General features: G+C 56.4%; 20 protein-coding genes, 2 tRNA genes and 1 rRNA gene. 9 read left to right on the forward strand and 14 right to left on the reverse strand.

What is annotated here, in order from left to right; genetic code table 11:
- Window positions 1-4 precede the first annotated feature (4 nt).
- From JQR86_RS00500 to yrfG, 8 genes are all read right to left on the reverse strand, one after another.
- Complete coding sequence (locus JQR86_RS00500) at window positions 5-1,012, reverse strand: LLM class oxidoreductase (RefSeq protein WP_434154137.1); 1,008 nt, start codon at window positions 1,010-1,012, stop codon at window positions 5-7.
- A gap of 120 nt (window positions 1,013-1,132) precedes the next feature.
- Complete coding sequence (locus JQR86_RS00505) at window positions 1,133-1,588, reverse strand: nucleotidyltransferase family protein (protein ID WP_434154967.1); 456 nt, start codon at window positions 1,586-1,588, stop codon at window positions 1,133-1,135.
- Window positions 1,515-1,748 carry a nucleotidyltransferase family protein gene (locus JQR86_RS00510; RefSeq protein ID WP_434154138.1) on the reverse strand — a complete coding sequence of 78 codons (234 nt, stop codon included), beginning with the start codon at window positions 1,746-1,748 and terminating at the stop codon, window positions 1,515-1,517. Before JQR86_RS00510 ends, JQR86_RS00505 begins: the two co-directional genes overlap by 74 nt.
- 47 nt (window positions 1,749-1,795) lie before the next feature.
- Window positions 1,796-4,117 carry an FdhF/YdeP family oxidoreductase gene (locus JQR86_RS00515; protein WP_434154139.1) on the reverse strand — a complete coding sequence of 774 codons (2,322 nt, stop codon included), beginning with the start codon at window positions 4,115-4,117 and terminating at the stop codon, window positions 1,796-1,798.
- Between the two features lie 2 nt (window positions 4,118-4,119).
- Window positions 4,120-4,968 carry a formate dehydrogenase accessory sulfurtransferase FdhD gene (gene fdhD / locus JQR86_RS00520; RefSeq protein WP_122041285.1) on the reverse strand — a complete coding sequence of 283 codons (849 nt, stop codon included), beginning with the start codon at window positions 4,966-4,968 and terminating at the stop codon, window positions 4,120-4,122.
- A gap of 115 nt (window positions 4,969-5,083) precedes the next feature.
- Window positions 5,084-5,971, reverse strand: a complete 888-nt coding sequence (locus tag JQR86_RS00525; protein ID WP_074820796.1) for a LysR family transcriptional regulator — start codon at window positions 5,969-5,971, stop codon at window positions 5,084-5,086.
- Window positions 5,972-6,104: 133 nt separating this feature from the next.
- Window positions 6,105-6,710, reverse strand: a complete 606-nt coding sequence (locus JQR86_RS00530) for a chorismate mutase (RefSeq protein WP_407362549.1) — start codon at window positions 6,708-6,710, stop codon at window positions 6,105-6,107.
- A 141-nt stretch (window positions 6,711-6,851) separates the two neighbouring features.
- A complete protein-coding gene (gene yrfG / locus JQR86_RS00535; protein ID WP_434154140.1) occupies window positions 6,852-7,538 on the reverse strand; it encodes a GMP/IMP nucleotidase in 687 nt (228 codons plus the stop codon).
- A 135-nt stretch (window positions 7,539-7,673) separates the two neighbouring features.
- Between yrfG and nudE the strand changes: the two genes are divergently transcribed.
- Window positions 7,674-8,240, forward strand: coding sequence for an ADP compounds hydrolase NudE (gene nudE / locus JQR86_RS00540; protein WP_010796235.1), 567 nt, complete (start codon window positions 7,674-7,676; stop codon window positions 8,238-8,240).
- A 53-nt stretch (window positions 8,241-8,293) separates the two neighbouring features.
- Window positions 8,294-9,130 (forward strand): 3'(2'),5'-bisphosphate nucleotidase CysQ, encoded by an 837-nt coding sequence (cysQ, locus tag JQR86_RS00545; protein WP_434154141.1) that lies wholly within the window; start codon window positions 8,294-8,296, stop codon window positions 9,128-9,130.
- Window positions 9,131-9,132: 2 nt separating this feature from the next.
- Here cysQ and JQR86_RS00550 read toward each other — a convergent pair whose 3' ends face one another.
- The 3 genes from JQR86_RS00550 to JQR86_RS00560 form a co-directional block, all read right to left on the reverse strand.
- On the reverse strand, window positions 9,133-9,588 hold the full coding sequence (locus JQR86_RS00550; protein ID WP_010796233.1) for a YiiD C-terminal domain-containing protein: 456 nt from the start codon (window positions 9,586-9,588) through the stop codon (window positions 9,133-9,135).
- A 62-nt stretch (window positions 9,589-9,650) separates the two neighbouring features.
- Window positions 9,651-11,039 (reverse strand): ATP-binding protein, encoded by a 1,389-nt coding sequence (locus JQR86_RS00555; protein WP_219651232.1) that lies wholly within the window; start codon window positions 11,037-11,039, stop codon window positions 9,651-9,653.
- Window positions 11,036-11,713: a response regulator transcription factor gene (locus JQR86_RS00560; protein ID WP_010796231.1), complete on the reverse strand. Its 678-nt coding sequence runs from the start codon at window positions 11,711-11,713 to the stop codon at window positions 11,036-11,038. The genes JQR86_RS00555 and JQR86_RS00560 overlap by 4 nt, the downstream gene beginning before the upstream one ends.
- Between JQR86_RS00560 and JQR86_RS00565 the strand changes: the two genes are divergently transcribed.
- Together JQR86_RS00565 and JQR86_RS00570 are read left to right on the forward strand one after the other, a co-directional pair.
- Window positions 11,712-12,125: a hypothetical protein gene (locus JQR86_RS00565; protein WP_037029850.1), complete on the forward strand. Its 414-nt coding sequence runs from the start codon at window positions 11,712-11,714 to the stop codon at window positions 12,123-12,125. The two genes, JQR86_RS00560 and JQR86_RS00565, sit on opposite strands and share 2 nt — an antisense overlap.
- Before the next feature lie 235 nt (window positions 12,126-12,360).
- The gene (locus JQR86_RS00570) at window positions 12,361-13,191 is read left to right on the forward strand and encodes an NAD-dependent protein deacetylase (RefSeq protein WP_434154142.1); all 831 of its coding nucleotides are present in this window, start codon (window positions 12,361-12,363) and stop codon (window positions 13,189-13,191) included.
- 61 nt (window positions 13,192-13,252) lie between these two features.
- On the opposite strand, the gene JQR86_RS00575 is transcribed toward JQR86_RS00570, so the two are convergent.
- Window positions 13,253-13,468: a hypothetical protein gene (locus JQR86_RS00575; protein WP_010796229.1), complete on the reverse strand. Its 216-nt coding sequence runs from the start codon at window positions 13,466-13,468 to the stop codon at window positions 13,253-13,255.
- A 252-nt stretch (window positions 13,469-13,720) separates the two neighbouring features.
- Window positions 13,721-14,614, reverse strand: coding sequence for a LysR family transcriptional regulator (locus tag JQR86_RS00580; RefSeq protein ID WP_407362545.1), 894 nt, complete (start codon window positions 14,612-14,614; stop codon window positions 13,721-13,723).
- 95 nt (window positions 14,615-14,709) lie between these two features.
- Between JQR86_RS00580 and JQR86_RS00585 the strand changes: the two genes are divergently transcribed.
- Complete coding sequence (locus tag JQR86_RS00585) at window positions 14,710-15,459, forward strand: CTP synthase C-terminal region-related (seleno)protein (RefSeq protein WP_407362544.1); 750 nt, start codon at window positions 14,710-14,712, stop codon at window positions 15,457-15,459.
- Entirely contained in the window at window positions 15,459-15,770 is a 312-nt protein-coding gene (locus JQR86_RS00590; protein ID WP_074820770.1) for an antibiotic biosynthesis monooxygenase family protein, read from the forward strand. The genes JQR86_RS00585 and JQR86_RS00590 overlap by 1 nt, the downstream gene beginning before the upstream one ends.
- Before the next feature lie 31 nt (window positions 15,771-15,801).
- Here JQR86_RS00590 and JQR86_RS00595 read toward each other — a convergent pair whose 3' ends face one another.
- Window positions 15,802-16,323 (reverse strand): lysozyme inhibitor LprI family protein, encoded by a 522-nt coding sequence (locus JQR86_RS00595; protein WP_434154144.1) that lies wholly within the window; start codon window positions 16,321-16,323, stop codon window positions 15,802-15,804.
- Between the two features lie 553 nt (window positions 16,324-16,876).
- Here JQR86_RS00595 and JQR86_RS00600 point away from each other — a divergent pair.
- The 3 genes from JQR86_RS00600 to JQR86_RS00610 all read left to right on the forward strand — a co-directional run bounded on the left by JQR86_RS00600 (window position 16,877) and on the right by JQR86_RS00610 (window position 18,670).
- Window positions 16,877-18,413: ribosomal RNA gene (locus JQR86_RS00600) — 16S ribosomal RNA — on the forward strand.
- Window positions 18,414-18,511: 98 nt separating this feature from the next.
- Window positions 18,512-18,588, forward strand: a tRNA-Ile gene (locus JQR86_RS00605).
- 6 nt (window positions 18,589-18,594) lie between these two features.
- Window positions 18,595-18,670 (forward strand) — tRNA-Ala (locus JQR86_RS00610).
- Window positions 18,671-18,873 lie beyond the last annotated feature (203 nt).

Here is an 18,873-nt window from a genome sequence, read left to right on the forward strand (position 1 = left end):
GTCCTCACGGCTCAAGAGGTTCATGGGAAGGGAAGTGCGGCAAGACATATTCAGCCAGTTCCTGAACCACTTCCTTGGCCGGGCGGCGGGACGACTTCAGATTCAACGCGGCGTGGTTCACCCCTCGGCGTTGCATATGCTCAAGATAATCCACCAGGTAGCGACGACCAATCCTGAGTCCGGCATGAATAGGCATGGGGGCCTGGTCCGGATCTTCAGCCAGATCGAAGAACATGCCCTGGGCAAAAGGCTTGAACGTCTCTTCGCCCGTGACGCGCTTGATGGTTTCGCGCCACAACGTGGTAATGGCCGAGACATGCTCGACGCCAATGAAATAGTAGAACCAGCCGTCGGCATTGGCGGCAATCCAGTCCATTGCCTGACGGCTACGACCTGTAACGAAGGCAGGGATGCGGCCGCTGAATGGTTTGGGGACCAGATCGGCCAGCCCCTGCAGATCGCCAAAGCGGTCGAAATCGCCGTTGGGGAAAGGCGTTTCGCTGGCCAGGCGGAACATCTCGAACGCTTCGCGGAAGCGGTCGCCGCGCTGCTCGTACTCATCTTCCAGGCCAAAGGCGGGATACTCGACAGGTCGATCTCCAGAGGCGATACCCAGCACGAGCCGCCCGCTGGAGAGCTGGTCAACCGAGGCGGCCATTTTGGCCAGGTGCAGCGGGTGGCGCAGGGTGATCACGGCACTGCCGGTCGCCAGCGTAATACGTTTGGTGGTGCCAGCCAGAAAGCCCAGGTAGGTAAACGCCTCGAAGACCTGTCCCATGTCGCCAAAGCCTGGATCGTAAAACGGTACGTCCCTGGCCCAGAGCGCAGCGAAGCCTAACTGATCGGCCAGCTGCGTCAGCTCGGCGTGGTGCTCAAGCGAAGGTCCCGGCTCGTTCGGGTAGCTTGCCACCGGCAGAATAAAGCCCAGGGTAAGCCTGTCCGGCGCAAAGACCCGGTTAAACCCATTGTGGTGAGCGAAGGGATGATCGAGGGGGAGCGATGCAGCGTTCATAAGGTTCCTGGGTCCCTGAGCCTGATATCCATGATGACCGGTCTTCCATGAGTGTAATCGGTAGGCAATGGAGTCTCATGGGTTGTTCGAGTTCGAAAAACAATTTTTCCTGTACGGCAATCAGTCTGGCAGGTGGGGCGGTATATGTACTGCAGGTGGAAACCGAAGTTTCGACCACCGGCGCGCCCAGCCTTTCTCGTGCTGTCGTTGCCTGAAAGCTTCCGGTTTGTAACGTTTGGGGTTCGGTGTTACGTGCAGCTTGAAGAGACCATGCTGAACAAACGGGCTGGCGATTTTGATCTGCCCACCGGGCAGGAGGCGGGCCGCTAAGGCCGTTTCCATCTCCACCCAATAGCTCATGGCATCCAGGCTGCTGTGATAGGGCGCATCCCCGTTGCGCTTATGCATGCGGGCCTGATTCTTGACGGACCAGGGCAGGGCCGCACAGGCCCTGAGCCGATTCTCAAGCTCAGTATCTCTCTCAGGGTCACGGCAGACAGGGTCAAAATAGATGACGTCGATGTCCGTCAGCGGGGGTAGGAACCGTGTAACCGTGCAGGTGATCCCAGACCAGATTGCGCACGAATCCGGCGGCTACCCAGGCATCCGGCAAGTGCAACTGGGCAACACAGGTCAGCACTTGGCAGCGCAGCGGGTCTTCAGCTATCCAGTCAGGGAGGCGATGCATGGGAAAGAGAGGGGTGACCTTGGCCCCTTCAGTATAGAGCCCGGCCATAAAAAGCAGCCTGCCGCCTGTATAGACGGCAGGCTGTTCGCTCGGTATCAGGCGACCGAAGCGATCGTGTTGCTGTGCGCGGGCTCCACGCGAATGGCTACGAATTTGGAGGTAGGCGTAAAGCTGTCCTTACCGTAGCTTTCCAACGGCACCAGCGGATTGGTCTCAGGATAGTAGGCCGCCGCCTGACCCTCAGGAATATCGAACGGAAGCAGCGTAAAGCCACTGACACGACGCTCGATCCCATCGTCCCACAGCGAGACCATGTCCACCTTCTGACCTGGCTCATAACCCAGACGGCGGATGTCCGCTTCGTTGACAAAGACCACGTCACGCTGACCTTTTACACCCCGGTAACGGTCATCCAGGCTGTACACCGTTGTGTTGTATTGATCGTGCGAACGCATGGTCTGCAGGATCAGGTCAGGCTTCTGGCCATTCCGGCGAGCCGCTTCCGGGATCAGATTCTCTGGCAACTGGCTGGGCGCAAAGTTGGCCTTGCCAGTCATCGTGTTCCAGACGCGATCACGTGCCTTGTTGCCCAGGTAGAAGCCGCCAGGATTGTCCAGGCGCACGTTGAAGTTCTTGAAGCCCGGGATCACATCAGCGATCAGATCGCGGATGCGGTCGTAGTCTTCAATCAACCACTCCCAATCCACGGGGTGGTTGCCCAGTGTTGCCTTGGCAATCCCTGCAACAATGGCCGGCTCGGAGCGCATCTGGCGAGACAGTGGCTTGAGCACGCCTGCCGAGGCATGGACCATGCTGAAGCTGTCTTCTACCGTAATGGCCTGCTTACCGCTGGCTTGCAGATCCAGCTCGGTACGGCCAAGGCATGGCAGGATCAGCGCTTGCTTGCCTGTCACCAGATGGCTACGGTTGAGCTTGGTCGCGATGTGTACAGTCAGGTCGCAATTGCGCAGTGCCTGATGAGTCCGCGGTGTATCCGGTGTCGCCTGGGCAAAGTTGCCGCCCAGTCCGATAAAGACCTTGGCATCGCCCGCCAACATGGCAGCGATGGCCTCCACCGTGTTATGGCCGCGCTCACGGGGTGCCTTGAAGTCGAAGCGCTTTTCCAGGGCATCGCTAAGCCAGGCCGGAGCCTTCTCATCGATCCCCATGGTACGGTCGCCCTGCACATTGCTATGACCGCGGACCGGGCACAGGCCAGCGCCCGGCTTGCCCACATTGCCGCGCAGCAGTTGCAGGTTGGCGATTTCCTGAACGGTGGGCACGGAGTGGCGATGCTGGGTCACACCCATGGCCCAGCAGATGATCACTCGCTCAGCCCTGGCATACATACGTGCGGCCTGCTCGATCTCCGCCAGGGTCAGGCCTGACTGCTCCACAATCTGTTCCCAAGACGTAGCATCCAGCACGGCCAGATAACTATCGACACCCAGGGTGTGCTTCTGGATGAAGTCATGGTCGAACACCGGTGACGTGCCGTTCAGCTGCGCCTCACGCTCCCATTGCAGCAGGAATTTGGCTATCCCACGCATGGCCGCCATGTCGCCACCCAGGGCTGGGCGGAAATAGGCCGTATTGGTCGGGCGCGAGTTGTTGGTCAGCATCTCGACCGGGCTCTGGGGATGCTGGAAGCGCTCCAGACCACGCTCCTTGAGCGGATTGAAACTGACTACCTGAGCACCGCGCTTCACAGCGTTGCGCAACACCTCAATCATCCGTGGATGGTTAGTACCAGGGTTCTGGCCCACCACGAAGATCGCATCGGCGTGCTCCATGTCCTCATAGGTCACTGTACCCTTGCCAACGCCTATGCTGCGGCCCAGGCCTACACCACTGGCCTCGTGGCACATGTTGGAGCAGTCCGGGAAATTGTTGGTGCCATAGGCCCGCACGAATAGTTGATACAGGAAGGCAGCCTCATTGCTGGCGCGACCGGAAGTGTAAAACTCGGCCTGGTTAGGGTTTTCCAGCGCCTTCAGGTGTTTGGCGATGGTCTGGAAGGCATCATCCCAGCTGATCGGCACATAGTGATCAGTCGCCGGGTTGTAGCGCATTGGCTCGGTCAAGCGGCCCTGGTATTCGAGCCAGTAATCGCTTTGCGTGCTCAGGCTGCTGACGCTGTGCTTGGCAAAGAACGCAGCATCTACACGGCGGCTGGTCGCTTCCCAGTTCACCGCCTTGGCGCCGTTCTCGCAGAATTTCACCAGGCCGTTTTCCGGTGCTTCACCCCAGGCGCAGCCAGGGCAGTCGAAGCCGTGGTCCTGATTAGTCTTGAGCAGGGTCCGGATATTCTTGACGGCCTTGCCGCTGTCGAGCCAGAAGTGCACGACACTTTTCAGCGCACCCCAGCCCGCGGCAGGGCCTTGATAGGGTTTGTAAGAAGATTTTTGCTTGCTCATGACTACTCCCGATGTTCTGGAATGAGCGGCGCCGGGCTGTACACGCGAGGCGGAGACTGATGAGGTAAATGAATAAGGTTGAGACGATGCCGACGGGCCCATTCCACGGCGAGGCCAGTGGGCGCGGACAGAGTGACAAGCGTTGCCAGGTTTGCGCGAACCGCTTTGTGGATCAGCTCCAGGCTGCAGCGGCTGGTCACCACGACAAAGCCGGCACGGGTATTGATCTTCTGGCGCATCAAGGCGCCGATCAGCTTGTCCAACGCGTTATGGCGGCCGATATCTTCACGGCAAAGGCCTAGCTCACCTTCGGCATTGGCAAACAGTGCCGCATGGACGGCGCCACTACGCTGACCCAACTGCTGAGCCTCGTTGATACGCTGGCGCAGATTGGCCAGATGCTCGGCAGGTGGCAGCTGCACCTTACGCAGCCGATCCAGTTGCGGCAGTGCCTGCTCAAGCGCCTCGACGCCACACAGGCCGCATCCGCTGGTTCCGGCCATCTGGCGACGCTGGCTTTTCAAGGCCCAGAACGTCCGGCTGGAAATTTCGACCTCAACATTCAGGGCTTCACCGACGCGGCGTACCTGCATGCCATAGATGTCGTCGATGGAATGAATGATTCCAGCGCTTAAACTCAGGCCCGCAACGAAATCCTCAATGTCGGCAGGTGTAGCCATCATGACGGTGTGGCTGATGCCATTATAGGAAATGGCAACAGCACACTCTTCAGCCAATGGCGTCTGGCCAGTGACTTCCGGGTTCTTCAGCTCGGCATAGGTATACCCGTGCAGCGCTTGGCTGGCGGGCTGTTCCGAGGGTGTATCAGCATGCGGATTCGAGCGGGACATAGCAGCAATTGGCCTGCGGCTGTTTGACACAGATCAAAGCCTAAGCCTATTAAGGTGCGACGTCTAATCGCTGGTACCGATATGGCGATAGATGGGGCTTATCAAGCGACCGTTTTCATTTGCCTGAGTACAGCAGGCGCGCTTCAGCAAAACAGGCTTCGGCCACTGGCAGGCGCGGCGCGGTACGTCGGATGATCAGCCCAAGCGGTGCCAGGGCTCGCCCACCCTGAATCGGAAGCAGGCAGGAGTGCTCGGTCAGCGCGTCGAACCCACCCTTGAGTGGCATCACGGCGCAACATAGTCCCGCATTGACTGCTTGCAAGAGCAGATGCACGGCATCGCTTTCCAGTACAGGCCGGGGTGTGAGGCCACGACTGCGAAAACCGTGATCGACCGATTGGCGAAAGTGCATTCCTCCCGTGAGCAGACCCAGGGGCAAATCGGCTACCCGTTCCCAGCTCAGCTCCTGCTCGTCGAACTGAAAATGACGCTGGTCGAACAACAAGCCCATTCGGGTTTCGGTCAGTGACTGGCTTTCAAACATCTGATCGTTGAGATGGCTGAGATAGGAGATTCCCAGGTCGAGCTGGTTGCTCGCCAGCTGTTCGAGAATATGCTCGGTACTCAACACTGATAACTGAAAGCGCAGATTGCTGTGCAACTGGCGCAGGTGATGCAGCAGAGGCATAGGGTCATAGCTGGCCAGGGGGACGATCCCCAGGCGCAGGGTGCCAACCAGCTGCCCTTTATAGGCGGCGGCTTCCGCATAGAGCCCCTCATGTGCCGCCATAAGGGTCCGGGCCCAGGCCAGAATACGCTGGCCCGCCTCGGTAAAGCCTTCGAAGCGCTGACCCCGACGTACCAGCTCAAGTCCCAGCTCTTCTTCAAGGCTGCGCAGGCGCATAGAAAGGGTTGGCTGAGTGACGTAGCACCGTTCGGCCGCTTGGCCGAAGTGGCGCGTTTCATCCAGGGCAATCAGGAATTTGAGCTGTTTGATGTCCATGATCAGGCGGACAGGCTTCCGGCAGCATGAAGGCAGAATCTATCAGCATAGCGCCGTAGATAGAGTAAGGAACAGAATTGAATGACGAAGGGTGCCTGCCGGGTTCCCCATGGCAGGCACGTCAGGCCGTACGTTAATCGGTGGCAGCCACCTGCTGCTGCGACCCCTGGCAGACATTGGCCATACCGCGGACCAACGCCAGCCGATGCAGAGAATCAAGTGCATGTGCCGTGGCATAGGTGCTCACCGCACGGGCTGCGACATGTGGGCAGTCCGGCGCCTTGCGTAGCGGCTCGGCAGCCTGGAGTGCATCGAGCAGCTCGTTCTGCAGCTGATCGAGCTGCTTACGAACCACGGCAAGGTCCGGGCGCGTCTTGTTGGGTGCCTTATCGATGGCATGCCAGCGATCCAGCAGCCCATACTGGACCCACTTGTTAGCCTCGATCTGATCGGAAAAGAAGCGCTGCGCATCATCGGGCTGCAAACCGTGAGCGGCGGCTTCATTACGAACCCGGGCCAGGACATCCGCCTCTCGTTGGGTGTCGAGGACCGGCTTGCCGCTGTCCCATTTGCTCAGCGCAACCTGATCGGCCGTTGAGGTGCGAGCGTTGATCTTATCAAGCAAAGGCGTAAAGCCACTTGTGCTCTGGACAGCATTGGCCGAAGCACAGAACACAAGGGTAATGGCAGACAACCAAACAGCGCCGCGAAGCGGCAGGGTGCGTCGAAAAGCGTTCATAGAGGCAGTCCTGAAAAGGTTAACCAGGGGACTAAACGCCGGCCCAGTGCATCATCACTCCACACTGGGTCGCGCTGAAACGTTGCGCCGCTTCGCCGGCAGGGTCAACCCAGGCATGAGGCGTCTGTGCGTGGGTCACGCTCAGGAGTGTGACGTAGCCACCGTCTCCTGGGATGGTAGCAGCTCTCGATAATCGTCTACCGCCTCGAATTCAGCGGTGTCCCGCGGGCCCTGGCGACTATCGGGATTGCGTACCGCCAGAAGATGAGCGATGCCATACCGCTGGGCGCTGCGCAGAACGGATAGGCTGTCGTCGATGAACAGTGTACGGGCCGGATCAAAGCCGAAGTCCTGCTGCAGTGCAAACCAGAACTGCTGGTCTTCCTTGGGGAAACCATAGTCATGGGAACTGATCATCCGGTCGAAATAAGGCGCAAGCTCGATACGTTCAAGCTTTAGGGAGAGCGAGTCCCGATGGGCATTGGTGATCAGGGCGACCCGCTTGCCTGCTGCCTGAATGGCAGACAGAAACGTGTCGGCATCGGGACGTAAGGCAATAAGATGGGCAATATCCCGCTTTAGTGCGGCGATCGAAAGCCCCAGTTGAGCGCTCCAGTAGTCCAGGCAATACCAGGTCAGTTTGCCGGCATTCTCCTTGAACAGTGGCTCCAGTTCGGCCATGGCCCACTCAAAGGACTGGCTATGATGCTTGGCGTAGCACTGCGGGAGATATTCCAGCCAGAAATGATTGTCGAAGTGTAAATCGAGCAGCGTGCCGTCCATATCCAGCAAGACGGTGTCGATCTGATTCCAGGCAAGGGTAGGCATGGCTTCCTCTTTTGGACTCCACCGTAACCGCGGTGAGCCATCTCTTCATGATTACGCCAAGACAGATCGTCCCGGCCACGGATTATTAAACAAGGCGCGTTATGATAGCCGACCCGATTCGCTCAGGAGCCGTTTATGCGCCAGAAACCCGCTGTGCTTGCCCGGCAGATCGTTGCCAAGAGTCGTCTTTTCACGGTTGAAGAAGTCGAGCTGCGCTTTTCCAATGGTGAAGAGCGCACCTATGAACGACTGGCCAACAAGGGGACCGGCCCGGGCGCGGTCATGGTCGTGGCCATGCTGGACAACGAGCATGCCCTGTTGATTGAAGAATACTGCGGCGGCACCGAAGACTATCAGTTGTCCCTGCCCAAGGGGCTTGTCGAGATGGACGAGACCGTACTGGAGGGCGCTAACCGTGAGCTCAAGGAGGAAGCCGGTTACGGTGCCCGCCAGCTCGAATATCTGACGCAGCTCTCTCTGTCGCCCGGCTACATGAATCAGAAAATTCATGTCGTGTTGGCGCGCGATCTTTATCCCGAGCGTTTGCAGGGCGATGAGCCCGAACCGATCGAGGTAGACAAGATCAGCCTACGCGAGCTATTCAGTCTGATGGATAATCCCCGGTTTACCGAAGGACGCGCATTGGCTGCGCTCTATTTAGTGCGGGATCTGTTGATCCAGCGTGGCGAGTTCGTCGCCTGACATTTACCGTGCGGTCGTTATTGAGGCGGCCTCATCTGCCTGTGGAGGTTTTTATGATGGTACCCGTCTCCATTACCGCACCGCTGGTGCTCAACGTTGTCGACCTGGTCCGCCAGGCCGGTGCCGCAATCCTTCCTTTCTGGCGCAATGACGTGGCCGTGACGGAAAAGGCCGACGCCTCGCCGGTTACCGCCGCTGATCTAGCTGCCCACCGCATCATCAGCGAAGGCTTGGCCGCGCTGACCCCGGACATTCCGGTACTCTCGGAAGAAGCGTGTGATATTTCGCTGGAGGAGCGTGCCCGCTGGCGCTGCTGGTGGGTCGTCGATCCGCTGGATGGCACTAAGGAGTTCATCTCCGGCAGTGAGGAGTTCACCGTCAACATCGCCTTGGTGGAAGAGGGGCGCGTTGTGTTTGGTGTGGTCGGTGTGCCCACCCGTGACCTGTATTACTGTGGCGGAACAGAAATGGGCGCCTGGCGTATACGGGGAGAGGACGGCGAAGAGATCAATGTCCGGCCTACACCTGTACAAGGCTTTACCGTCGTTGCCAGCCGCCGACACAGTAGTCCTGCTCAGGAACAGCTCCTGGCTGGGCTGGGTGAGCATATGGGCGAGATCAAGCTGGCCAATGTCGGCAGCTCGCTGAAGTTCTGTCTGCTGGCTGAAGGTGCGGCGGACTGCTATCCCCGACTAGCGCCAACTTCTCAATGGGACACGGCAGCGGCTCAGGGCGTCCTGGAAGGGGCGGGTGGCGTCGTACTCAACCTGAACGGTGAGCCACTGACATACGAGGCGAGGGAGGATTTTCTCAATCCCTACTTCCTGGCCTTGCCGGCCGAGGCACATTGGCGGGACACGCTCGTTGAGCTGGCATCCCGCCAGGCCTGATATTACTTGTGCAGCACGTACTGCCCGGTGAAGCGCACGCCGTCTTCACCGTTGGCGGCCAGAATACGTGAGTGCAACGTCAAGCGGCCACGACCGCGACGGCGGAACATGGTCTCGAAACGCTGCCAGTCACGCTCGTCCGGCGCATCGCACAGCGCAATAGCGTCTGTGGTCACAGGCAGCGGATAGGCAATCTGACCTTCCTGAATCACGATATGGCCTTCCTCTTCCAGGCCTGCTTCGCGCAGGCGCAGGTAGAGCCAGCCCCAGCCCGCCAGTACGGCGATGCAATAGAGGCTTCCACCAAACATCGTGTGGGCATGATTGACGTTAGCATCGAGCGGCGCATGCAGACGCAGGGAATGCGCTTCCCAACTCTTCACCTGTAGGCCAAGGGCCTGAGTGATCGGGATATCGCGGTACAGCAGTGATTCCAGGTGGCGGCAATCGCGTTCCATGCCGGGGTCCTATAGAGCAAATGGCGGGGGTAACAGGGCAGACGCAAACATTGACTTGCAAGTCACGTCCGGACTTCATTGTGCCCTAATCGAGGACGTTCAGGGGAGACACTCGGCAGACGGAAGCGAAAACGAGCACCACCTAACGAAGAATCATCAATCGTCAGGGCGCTGCGGTAGCCTTCAAGGATATCCTGCACGACGGCCAGCCCGATGCCTTGACCAGGGTGGCGGCTGTCGATGCGTACGCCTCGCCGCAGGACGGTCTCGCGTCGCTCGGCTGGAATACCGGGGCCATCATCCTCGATATCGATGATCCAGCTGTCGTCGATGAACTCAGCGCTGACCTGTACTTGAGTCAGGCACAGGCGATAACCGTTCTCCAGCAGGTTGCCAAAGACTTCCAGCATGGCGGCTTCCTCCGCCTGAACTTTCATACCCGGCGGGAAATGCAGTGACGCCTGGACTTTCTTCTCGGCGTACACCTTGTCCAACGTACTGAACAAGGACTCCACGAGCGGCTGCAGTTCCAGTGGCCGGCTCAATACCGCACCGCGCCGTGTGGCACGTTGCAGCTGGAAAACAACCTGTTGATTCATGCGCTCAATCTGAACCTGAAGCGCAGACACCTCATGCTCCAGGCTGGGTTTTCGGCGCAGGTCTTCTGTCACGCCCTGCAGAACGGCCAGCGGGGTCTTCAGGCTATGGGCCAGATCACCCAGCGTGTCGCGATAGCGCTCCCGTTGCAGTCGCTCGAAATCGAGAAGGCGATTGAGGGAGCGGATCAGGCGGCTAATCTCGCTAGGTACATTCTTCTCGTCGAGCAGATCACGCTGGTCAGTCTCGATGGCATCCAGCTGGCGGCTCAAGCGATGCAGCGGACGCAGGCTCCAGTGCAGTCCTACCGCCAGAAGAATCAGCAGGGCAAACAAGACGCCGCTTAACCAGAGCGTAACCTGATGCATAAAGCCGCTGCGCAGGCGATCGTATTCCTCGGCCGGCTGCATGGTGACGATACTGAAGCCTGCTACGGGCGGGTTGCCCAGCAAGACCTCTCGGTCAAAGACGAAAAAGCCGCGGCCCTCATCATCTGTGGTTTTGACCAGCTTGACGCCAGTTCCATCAAATGTTGGTCGGTAATTGGGTCGTTCACGTACCGCAGAGCGGGAGCGCCAGAGTAAGCGACCATTCTGATCGTATACATACCCCAGAATGGGTGACTGCGGACGGTCAAAGACCTCCTCTGCAATCATCTCCGGCATCGCCAGACGCCCATCGATAGCCCGGGCCGCACCAATCAACGTGTTGGCGTTAGCCTCAAGGCGCGCCGCCACAAAGTTTTCTACCGTCCCGTCAAACGCCTTGCCAATGGCTGGGATCATCAAGCCCAGGCAAATGATGACCAGAAGCGCCGCACTCAATAGTAGGCGCAGGCGGAACGATCGAATCATTGGCAGCGCTCGGTAAACAGATATCCACGTCCGCGGACGGTCTCGATGGGCTGCATACCGCATGACGCTTCCAGCTTGCGTCGCAGACGGCCAACCAGTACCTCGATGACATTGCTGTCATGCTCGCCGTCATCGTCGTAGAGCTGCTCCATGAGGCGCTCTTTCGTGATGACCTGCTGATGGTTGCGCATGAGGTATTCAAGCAGGCGATATTCATAAGCCGTCAGCTGCAAAGGCTGCTCTTCATTGAAGGCCTGCTGGCGACCAAGGTCCAGGCGCAGATTACCGGCCTTGATGCTGGGTTGGATGAAGCCGGCCGAGCGGCGCAGCAATACATTCAGGCGCGCTTCCAGCTCTTCGAACTGAAACGGCTTGACGACATAGTCGTCGGCACCAGCGCCCAAGCCTTCCACCTTGTCCTGCCAGCTACCGCGAGCAGTAAGGATCAGAATCGGCAGGGCCATGCCCTGAGTGCGAAGCTGACGGATCAGATCAAGACCGCTCATGCCGGGCAGACCCAGGTCCACAATCGCCAGGTCATGGTGGAATTCGCGTGCGTTATAAAGGGCTTCCTCGGCATTGCCTACGGCATTGACCACATGCCCAGCTTCGCTAAGGCGCACCTTGAGGTGGTGACGGAGCAGGTTTTCGTCTTCGACGACGAGAATTTTCATGGGTGTTCCTGAATGTTCGGCAAACAAAGGTCAACTCGAATCGATAGGGCATTATCCTCGACTTCTGACCAATACGGTGAGTGATGTGCCCCTCTATCAGGGCAAGTACTCGATAAAGGAGGATAAAGGAAAGGTTTCTGGATATGCGTCATTTGTATCAGACAAAAAAAACCTCTCCGATGGGGAGAGGTCAGGAGCACTTCATGGGGATCGAGAAACTGCCACTGGGGAAAGTGGCTATGCACCACCAGGGATGAACTGGCCTGTGCACAATGGAGCTGCAAGGAACATCGCCGAAGAACATGAGGAGGTTACCGATGCATGTGAACTGGCTGCGTCGATCGGAGCGGGGAACGCAACAGCCAGCTGGGGATACATCATGATCGGGCCTCCTCACTGGAGCATCTTCTGACAGTTTCAGACTACGCCAGGGTGGCTGAATACTTTCTGAATCCGTGCTGAACAAGAGCTGAACGATACGAGATCGACGTTTTTTGAACCAAAGGGCGACCAATGGTCATCTTTTACAGCGAGACAACGGCATTCTTGTTAAAGGCGCACTGAAGCTGGCCGGCTCCTGTCTATCAAGGCTGGCGTTCAGAGTTATCGCCTAAGCTAATCCACTACTAGACGATATAGATGCCGTCATGCCTGATTTTGAAACCGAGCTGTCTGATCTGAAAGCGCTTATCTACCGCTATCAACCGCTGATATTGACAGGCGCGGGTATCAGCACCGCATCGGGTATCCCAGATTACCGCGACGTCAATGGCGTGCGCCGGGGCAGGGCACCCATGATGTTTCAGGAGTTCATGAACTCCCCTGAGGCTCGAAAACGATATTGGGCCCGTAGCATGGTAGGTTGGCCCGCCGTGCGTGATGCCATGCCCAATGCCACGCACAAGGCACTGGCTGAATTGGAGGCGGGGCGGCGAATTTCGGGCATCGTTACGCAGAATGTAGATGCGCTGCACGGGAAGGCCGGCAGTCACCATGTTACGGAGCTGCATGGCAACCTGCACCGAGTCGTGTGCATGGATTGCGGCAACCGCATGTGGCGCGAGGACGTCCAGAACGAGCTGAGGGCGCTTAATCCGAATGTACAGGGTATCGATGCTGTCCTGGCACCTGATGGCGATGCCCATCTCGCAGCGTCCTATCTTGAAGGCTTTCGCCTGGCGGGTTGCCCCTGTTGCGGCAGTGAATGGCTCAAGCCGGATGTCGTATTCTTTGGTGAAGGCGTGCCTGCACATGAGGCGGAGGCAGCATGGGAGGTTGTTCGGCATGCCGATGCGCTGGTTGCAATAGGTACGTCCCTGATGGCCTATTCGAGCTTTCGGCTATGCAAGTTGATCGTAGAGCTTGGCAGGCCTCTTATTCTGATCAATATCGGCAAGACGCGCGCCGATACGATATGCACATTGAAGGTTGAGCAACCCTGTCAGGAGGTGCTGCCCTGGCTGATGGCGCAACCTTAATGGTCAGGCAAGAGAAAGGCGCCAGAGGCGCCTTTCAATAAAGCAGATTGACCGCAACTCTTTAATGCCGAATGGCGAAGCGTTCAGGCGTTTGCAGACTGATCACCGAGCTGAATGCATCGCGCAGTGGCTTGAGTTCTTCAGGGCTTTTTTCGCCACGATGAACTTGAGCAATCATGGCGAGTGCGTGCTCGATCAAATCATTGGCGGCCTGTAAATGATCCAGCAGAGAGTCAATTTCTTGCTGTGCGGATAAGCAGGAATTTGATTGAGCCATAGCGGCAAGCTTTCCATAAATGAGCAAAGTATGTTGGCTTGGTGTCGAGCAGGGTTACAGCGCACCATTAACCAAGAGGCGCACAGCCTACATTAATCAAACTATAAAATCTGATGCGGCGAGCATATAGACTGACTCTTGGTGTGCCTCGGCGACCAATGGCATTTAAAGGCCTCTTTTGCGCAGCGTTTCGCCTCACATTTATGTCGCGGAACCTTGGCTACAGTGATCCGGTTAAAGGATGCTGGGCCTTCATAAGTGAGTCGGTCGCTTGCCGTTCTGATTCAGAGAGATGGTCTCGCTTAAGGCCCTGTAAAGGGTATGCACTGGCTGCAATACACGACCACCTGCCCGTATGAGAATCCAGAGCTCACTTTCGCAATGGATCAAGGGAGCGCTTAACGGGCAGAGTTCGGGAGCTGTTTGCAATACAAAGCAGGGCAAGATGGCAACGCCTAATCCTGAGCGCACCAGCTGCGTAACGGCATGTATGCTCTGGCAGCGATACCTTGGGATGAGGGTTGGATAGTTAAGCGTGCGCCACGTGACGGTGGGGTGATCGCTGAAAGAGTCATCGAGTGATATCCAGGTCAGCGCATCCCACGGCTTATCCTGAATCTGACTTAGATAAGACGTATGTCCATACAAGGCATACGGCACTTTTCCCAGGCAGCGACCTACCAGGTGTTCCGGCGGTGTTTTCGTCAGCCGTATAGCGATGTCGGCATCCCGCCGGCTCAAGTCAGCGAAACCGTCGGATGTCGATATTTCCAGCATCAGCTGCGGATAGTCTGGTAAGACATCTCCAAGCGCCGGGGCCACAAGATTTGCCAGTACGGATTCGGTACAGGTCAGTTGCACAGTGCCCGCAATGGAGTCGGCTTCCAAAAGACTGGCCCGCGCATTGTCCAGGGCATGCTCAGCCCGTTCGGCTTGATCCGCCAACAGCAAGGCGGTGGGCGTAGGTAAGTAGCCGGTTCGTTTCTTCTCAAATAACTCAAGCCCTAATGACGCCTCAAGACGTCTAATAGAGCGAAATACGGTAGACACGTCTACGCGAAGCCGCTCGGCAGCACGTGAAAGCGAGCCCCCCCTTACCAAGGCAAGAATCAGCGTAAGATCAGAATAGTCGAGTCGATTGTGCATATGTGCAAGGACAGTCTGCCGAGGCGCCAATAGTGGTCAACAGGGTCTCTTTTTATAGTGCCTGCCTAAGAAGTAAAACTATAGAGGAGAAGTCCATGAGCGCACCGGTGAAAAACCTTATACCAGGTAGGCAAAGCGTTCGGGTTGCGCTGGTAGGTGACTACAACCCTGAGATCAAGGCGCACCAAGCCATCATTCAGGCGTTGCACTTGGCTCAAGCCGCTCTGAATATTCCCTTGGTATTCGAGTGGATCGCTACAGCTAATATAGAAGAAACGACTTTCGAAGAAGCTAATGGCGTTTGGTGCACCCCTGGAAGCCCGTATGACAATGAGGAAGGTGCGCTATCTGCTATTCGATACGCCAGAAATCACGCCCTCCCGTTTTTAGGCAGCTGCGCAGGATTTCAGTATGCATTGATCGAATATGCACGCAATGAGCTGAACCGGGCCAACGCAGCGCATGCTGAAACAGCACCGGAACGCGATAACCCGATAGTCTCTCCGCTAGCCTGTGCGCTAATAGAAAGAGGCGAACAGGTAGGATTCACTTCCAGCTCACGTATAGCCGAAGCGTATGGTGCTATAGAAAGCTACGAGGAATACCGCTGTGCATATGGTCTTAATACAGCGGTCGGGCTAGAGATCTTGTCCGGCAAGCTTAAAGCTGTCGGACACAATGCTGCTGGAGAGGTGAGGGCGGTCGAACTGCATGATCATCCCTTCTTTATTGCAACACTCTTTCAATCCGAGCGTCAGGCCTTGAAGGGACGTCTGCCTCCCCTTGTTAAAGCCTTTATAAAAGCCTCTGCCACTCATGCCGTTTCGTCAGGGAGGAACAAATAGTGAGCCTTCCCTCTCCGCCATGCTACGCAGTCATTTTTGTTTCCAAGCAAAGTGCTCAAAAAGATGGCTATGAGGAAACAGCCGAGCACATGCTCGAATTGGCCAAAAGGCAGCCAGGGTTTCTAGGCGTCGTTTCCGTAAGAGGCGAGAACGGTACTGGAATCACCATTTCTTATTGGACCGATGAAAAGGCCATAAAGGCATGGAAAGATCAGCCTGAGCACCAGCAGGCGCGCTGGCAGGGACGCACCAAGTGGTACGAAGGGTACAGTGTGCAGATCGTAAAAGTGGAACGTGCTTACTCTTTATAAGAGCAAACACAAGAGACCACGTGCGGCCAACTTAAAGAGAGGGGTCCTGCTCTGTAAAACGGCTCAGCTCATCAGCACGAGCTTTGGTCATATCCAATAGGCAGGATGCCGTATTCAGCGCATCAATCGTACCGCCTGTTGCATTGGTATAAAGGCTACAGTTGGCGTCTCGATATTTGATCCACAACCGTTGAGTCTCTTTGAGCTTGGCTTTCTGTGGATCGCTAAAGGTAGCCATCGTGTTCTGATAGGCTTCATTCAGCCGAGTATCCTGAAGCTTTGTTTCGGCAGATATACAGCTCAGCATGTCTCTAGTGGTGCCTCTGGACTCATCAAGGCACGTATTAAAGGTAGCCGAGTAATCCTCTTCATCCATTGCAAATGCCGGTTGAAAGGCAACAAGAGCGGTAAGTCCAAAAGCAAATAGGTAAAACCTCATGTATTCCTCGCTTGTTGGCGTGCTGCTTTTCCAAAGGATCAGGTGATAGACAATAGGGCTACTATTAAAGTGGTATGAATCAGACGTCCTGAAAGAGAGGCTCGGTACATCCATAAGAGCCGCGTGTAGTAACACCTTAAGGCAGTCTGGAAGCTATATATAGGATTTTATCGAAGCCTATTCAAATAAAGCTTGACCTGTGAGCGGAGGGGCCTATAATGCGCCCCACTTCCGCTGCAACGGAACGGCAAAAAGCCTTGTAGATCAATGGCTTAGCTGTTTGGTCAGGGTCAGGCCTCCGGTCTGGCAGAAGCGGGAAGAGGGAAGCGGTAGTTGACAAGCCCCTGGGTTTGTGTAGAATACGCCTCCCGCTGCCAGAACAGGTTTCCTGATCCGGCAGGTCCGGCAAGCAGTTCAGCAGGTTAGACCGGTTGAACAAAAAGCTTGACAGGACAAGAGGTTAGCGTAGAATGCGCGCCTCGGTTGAGACAAGGTCTTAACCAACCGCTCTTTAACAAGTTGAATCAAGCAATTCGTGTGGGTGCTTGTGCTGTAAGACTGATGGATCGACAAGATTATCAGCAAGACAAGTAACACTCGTGAATTCGAGAGTTTATTTGCGATTGCTGAGCCAAGTTTAGGGTTTTCTCAAAACCCAAATATGTTTGAACTGAAGAGTTTGATCATGGCTCAGATTGAACGCTGGCGGCAGGCCTAACACATGCAAGTCGAGCGGATGAGGAGAGCTTGCTCTCTGATTCAGCGGCGGACGGGTGAGTAATGCCTAGGAATCTGCCTGGTAGTGGGGGACAACGTTTCGAAAGGAACGCTAATACCGCATACGTCCTACGGGAGAAAGTGGGGGATCTTCGGACCTCACGCTATCAGATGAGCCTAGGTCGGATTAGCTAGTTGGTGGGGTAACGGCTCACCAAGGCGACGATCCGTAACTGGTCTGAGAGGATGATCAGTCACACTGGAACTGAGACACGGTCCAGACTCCTACGGGAGGCAGCAGTGGGGAATATTGGACAATGGGCGAAAGCCTGATCCAGCCATGCCGCGTGTGTGAAGAAGGCCCTCGGGTCGTAAAGCACTTTAAGCTGGGAGGAAGGGTTGTAACCTAATACGTTGCAATTTTGACGTTACCAGCAGAATAAGCACCGGCTAACTCTGTGCCAGCAGCCGCGGTAATACAGAGGGTGCAAGCGTTAATCGGAATTACTGGGCGTAAAGCGCGCGTAGGTGGCTTGGTAAGTTGAATGTGAAATCCCCGGGCTCAACCTGGGAACTGCATCCAAAACTGCCTGGCTAGAGTACGGTAGAGGGTGGTGGAATTTCCTGTGTAGCGGTGAAATGCGTAGATATAGGAAGGAACACCAGTGGCGAAGGCGACCACCTGGACTGATACTGACACTGAGGTGCGAAAGCGTGGGGAGCAAACAGGATTAGATACCCTGGTAGTCCACGCCGTAAACGATGTCAACTAGCCGTTGGGGTCCTTGAGACTTTAGTGGCGCAGCTAACGCAATAAGTTGACCGCCTGGGGAGTACGGCCGCAAGGTTAAAACTCAAATGAATTGACGGGGGCCCGCACAAGCGGTGGAGCATGTGGTTTAATTCGAAGCAACGCGAAGAACCTTACCAGGCCTTGACATGCAGAGAACTTTCCAGAGATGGATTGGTGCCTTCGGGAACTCTGACACAGGTGCTGCATGGCTGTCGTCAGCTCGTGTCGTGAGATGTTGGGTTAAGTCCCGTAACGAGCGCAACCCTTGTCCTTAGTTACCAGCACATTATGGTGGGCACTCTAAGGAGACTGCCGGTGACAAACCGGAGGAAGGTGGGGATGACGTCAAGTCATCATGGCCCTTACGGCCTGGGCTACACACGTGCTACAATGGTCGGTACAAAGGGTTGCCAAACCGCGAGGTGGAGCTAATCCCATAAAACCGATCGTAGTCCGGATCGCAGTCTGCAACTCGACTGCGTGAAGTCGGAATCGCTAGTAATCGTGAATCAGAACGTCACGGTGAATACGTTCCCGGGCCTTGTACACACCGCCCGTCACACCATGGGAGTGGGTTGCACCAGAAGTAGCTAGTCTAACCTTCGGGAGGACGGTTACCACGGTGTGATTCATGACTGGGGTGAAGTCGTAACAAGGTAGCCGTAGGGGAACCTGCGGCTGGATCACCTCCTTAATCGATAGATCCCAGCTTTGGCATAAGCTCCCACACGAATTGCTTGATTCACTGAAATAAAGACGCGAGATGAGTCAAGACTCAAGCGTTAGACGATTGGGTCTGTAGCTCAGTTGGTTAGAGCGCACCCCTGATAAGGGTGAGGTCGGCAGTTCGAATCTGCCCAGACCCACCAATCGATGGGGCCATAGCTCAGCTGGGAGAGCGCCTGCTTTGCACGCAGGAGGTCAGGAGTTCGATCCTCCTTGGCTCCACCATCTAACACCGCGTTAAAGCTCAGAACTGAGTGCTTACCCCCCCCTAAGGGTTGGGTCGGAGCATTGACTTCTGAACTTTGTTTTCAGACTGTTCTTTAAAAATTTGGGTATGTGATAGAAGTACGAACACATAGGCTGTTTCACTGCAGACTATGTGGTCAAGGTAAATTTGCGAGTTCAAGCGCAAGTTTTCGGCGAATGTC

The sequence above is a fragment of the Pseudomonas sp. JZ134 genome (genome assembly GCF_051027695.1).
Taxonomy (GTDB): Bacteria; Pseudomonadota; Gammaproteobacteria; order Pseudomonadales; family Pseudomonadaceae; genus Chryseomonas; species Chryseomonas luteola.

Coding starts and splice junctions, on each gene's coding strand:
- JQR86_RS00525 (WP_074820796.1), bottom strand. CDS start 5,971: ATGGACATCAAACAGCTCAAATTCCTGATTGCCCTGGATGAAACGCGC.
- yrfG (WP_434154140.1), bottom strand. CDS start 7,538: ATGCCTACCCTTGCCTGGAATCAGATCGACACCGTCTTGCTGGATATG.
- fdhD (WP_122041285.1), bottom strand. CDS start 4,968: ATGTCCCGCTCGAATCCGCATGCTGATACACCCTCGGAACAGCCCGCC.
- JQR86_RS00595 (WP_434154144.1), bottom strand. CDS start 16,323: ATGGATGTACCGAGCCTCTCTTTCAGGACGTCTGATTCATACCACTTT.
- JQR86_RS00510 (WP_434154138.1), bottom strand. CDS start 1,748: ATGGCCGGGCTCTATACTGAAGGGGCCAAGGTCACCCCTCTCTTTCCC.
- JQR86_RS00580 (WP_407362545.1), bottom strand. CDS start 14,614: ATGCACAATCGACTCGACTATTCTGATCTTACGCTGATTCTTGCCTTG.
- JQR86_RS00570 (WP_434154142.1), top strand. CDS start 12,361: ATGCCTGATTTTGAAACCGAGCTGTCTGATCTGAAAGCGCTTATCTAC.
- JQR86_RS00565 (WP_037029850.1), top strand. CDS start 11,712: ATGGGTGTTCCTGAATGTTCGGCAAACAAAGGTCAACTCGAATCGATA.
- JQR86_RS00585 (WP_407362544.1), top strand. CDS start 14,710: ATGAGCGCACCGGTGAAAAACCTTATACCAGGTAGGCAAAGCGTTCGG.
- JQR86_RS00550 (WP_010796233.1), bottom strand. CDS start 9,588: ATGGAACGCGATTGCCGCCACCTGGAATCACTGCTGTACCGCGATATC.
- JQR86_RS00500 (WP_434154137.1), bottom strand. CDS start 1,012: ATGAACGCTGCATCGCTCCCCCTCGATCATCCCTTCGCTCACCACAAT.
- nudE (WP_010796235.1), top strand. CDS start 7,674: ATGCGCCAGAAACCCGCTGTGCTTGCCCGGCAGATCGTTGCCAAGAGT.
- JQR86_RS00560 (WP_010796231.1), bottom strand. CDS start 11,713: ATGAAAATTCTCGTCGTCGAAGACGAAAACCTGCTCCGTCACCACCTC.
- JQR86_RS00575 (WP_010796229.1), bottom strand. CDS start 13,468: ATGGCTCAATCAAATTCCTGCTTATCCGCACAGCAAGAAATTGACTCT.
- JQR86_RS00555 (WP_219651232.1), bottom strand. CDS start 11,039: ATGATTCGATCGTTCCGCCTGCGCCTACTATTGAGTGCGGCGCTTCTG.
- JQR86_RS00515 (WP_434154139.1), bottom strand. CDS start 4,117: ATGAGCAAGCAAAAATCTTCTTACAAACCCTATCAAGGCCCTGCCGCG.
- JQR86_RS00530 (WP_407362549.1), bottom strand. CDS start 6,710: ATGAACGCTTTTCGACGCACCCTGCCGCTTCGCGGCGCTGTTTGGTTG.
- cysQ (WP_434154141.1), top strand. CDS start 8,294: ATGATGGTACCCGTCTCCATTACCGCACCGCTGGTGCTCAACGTTGTC.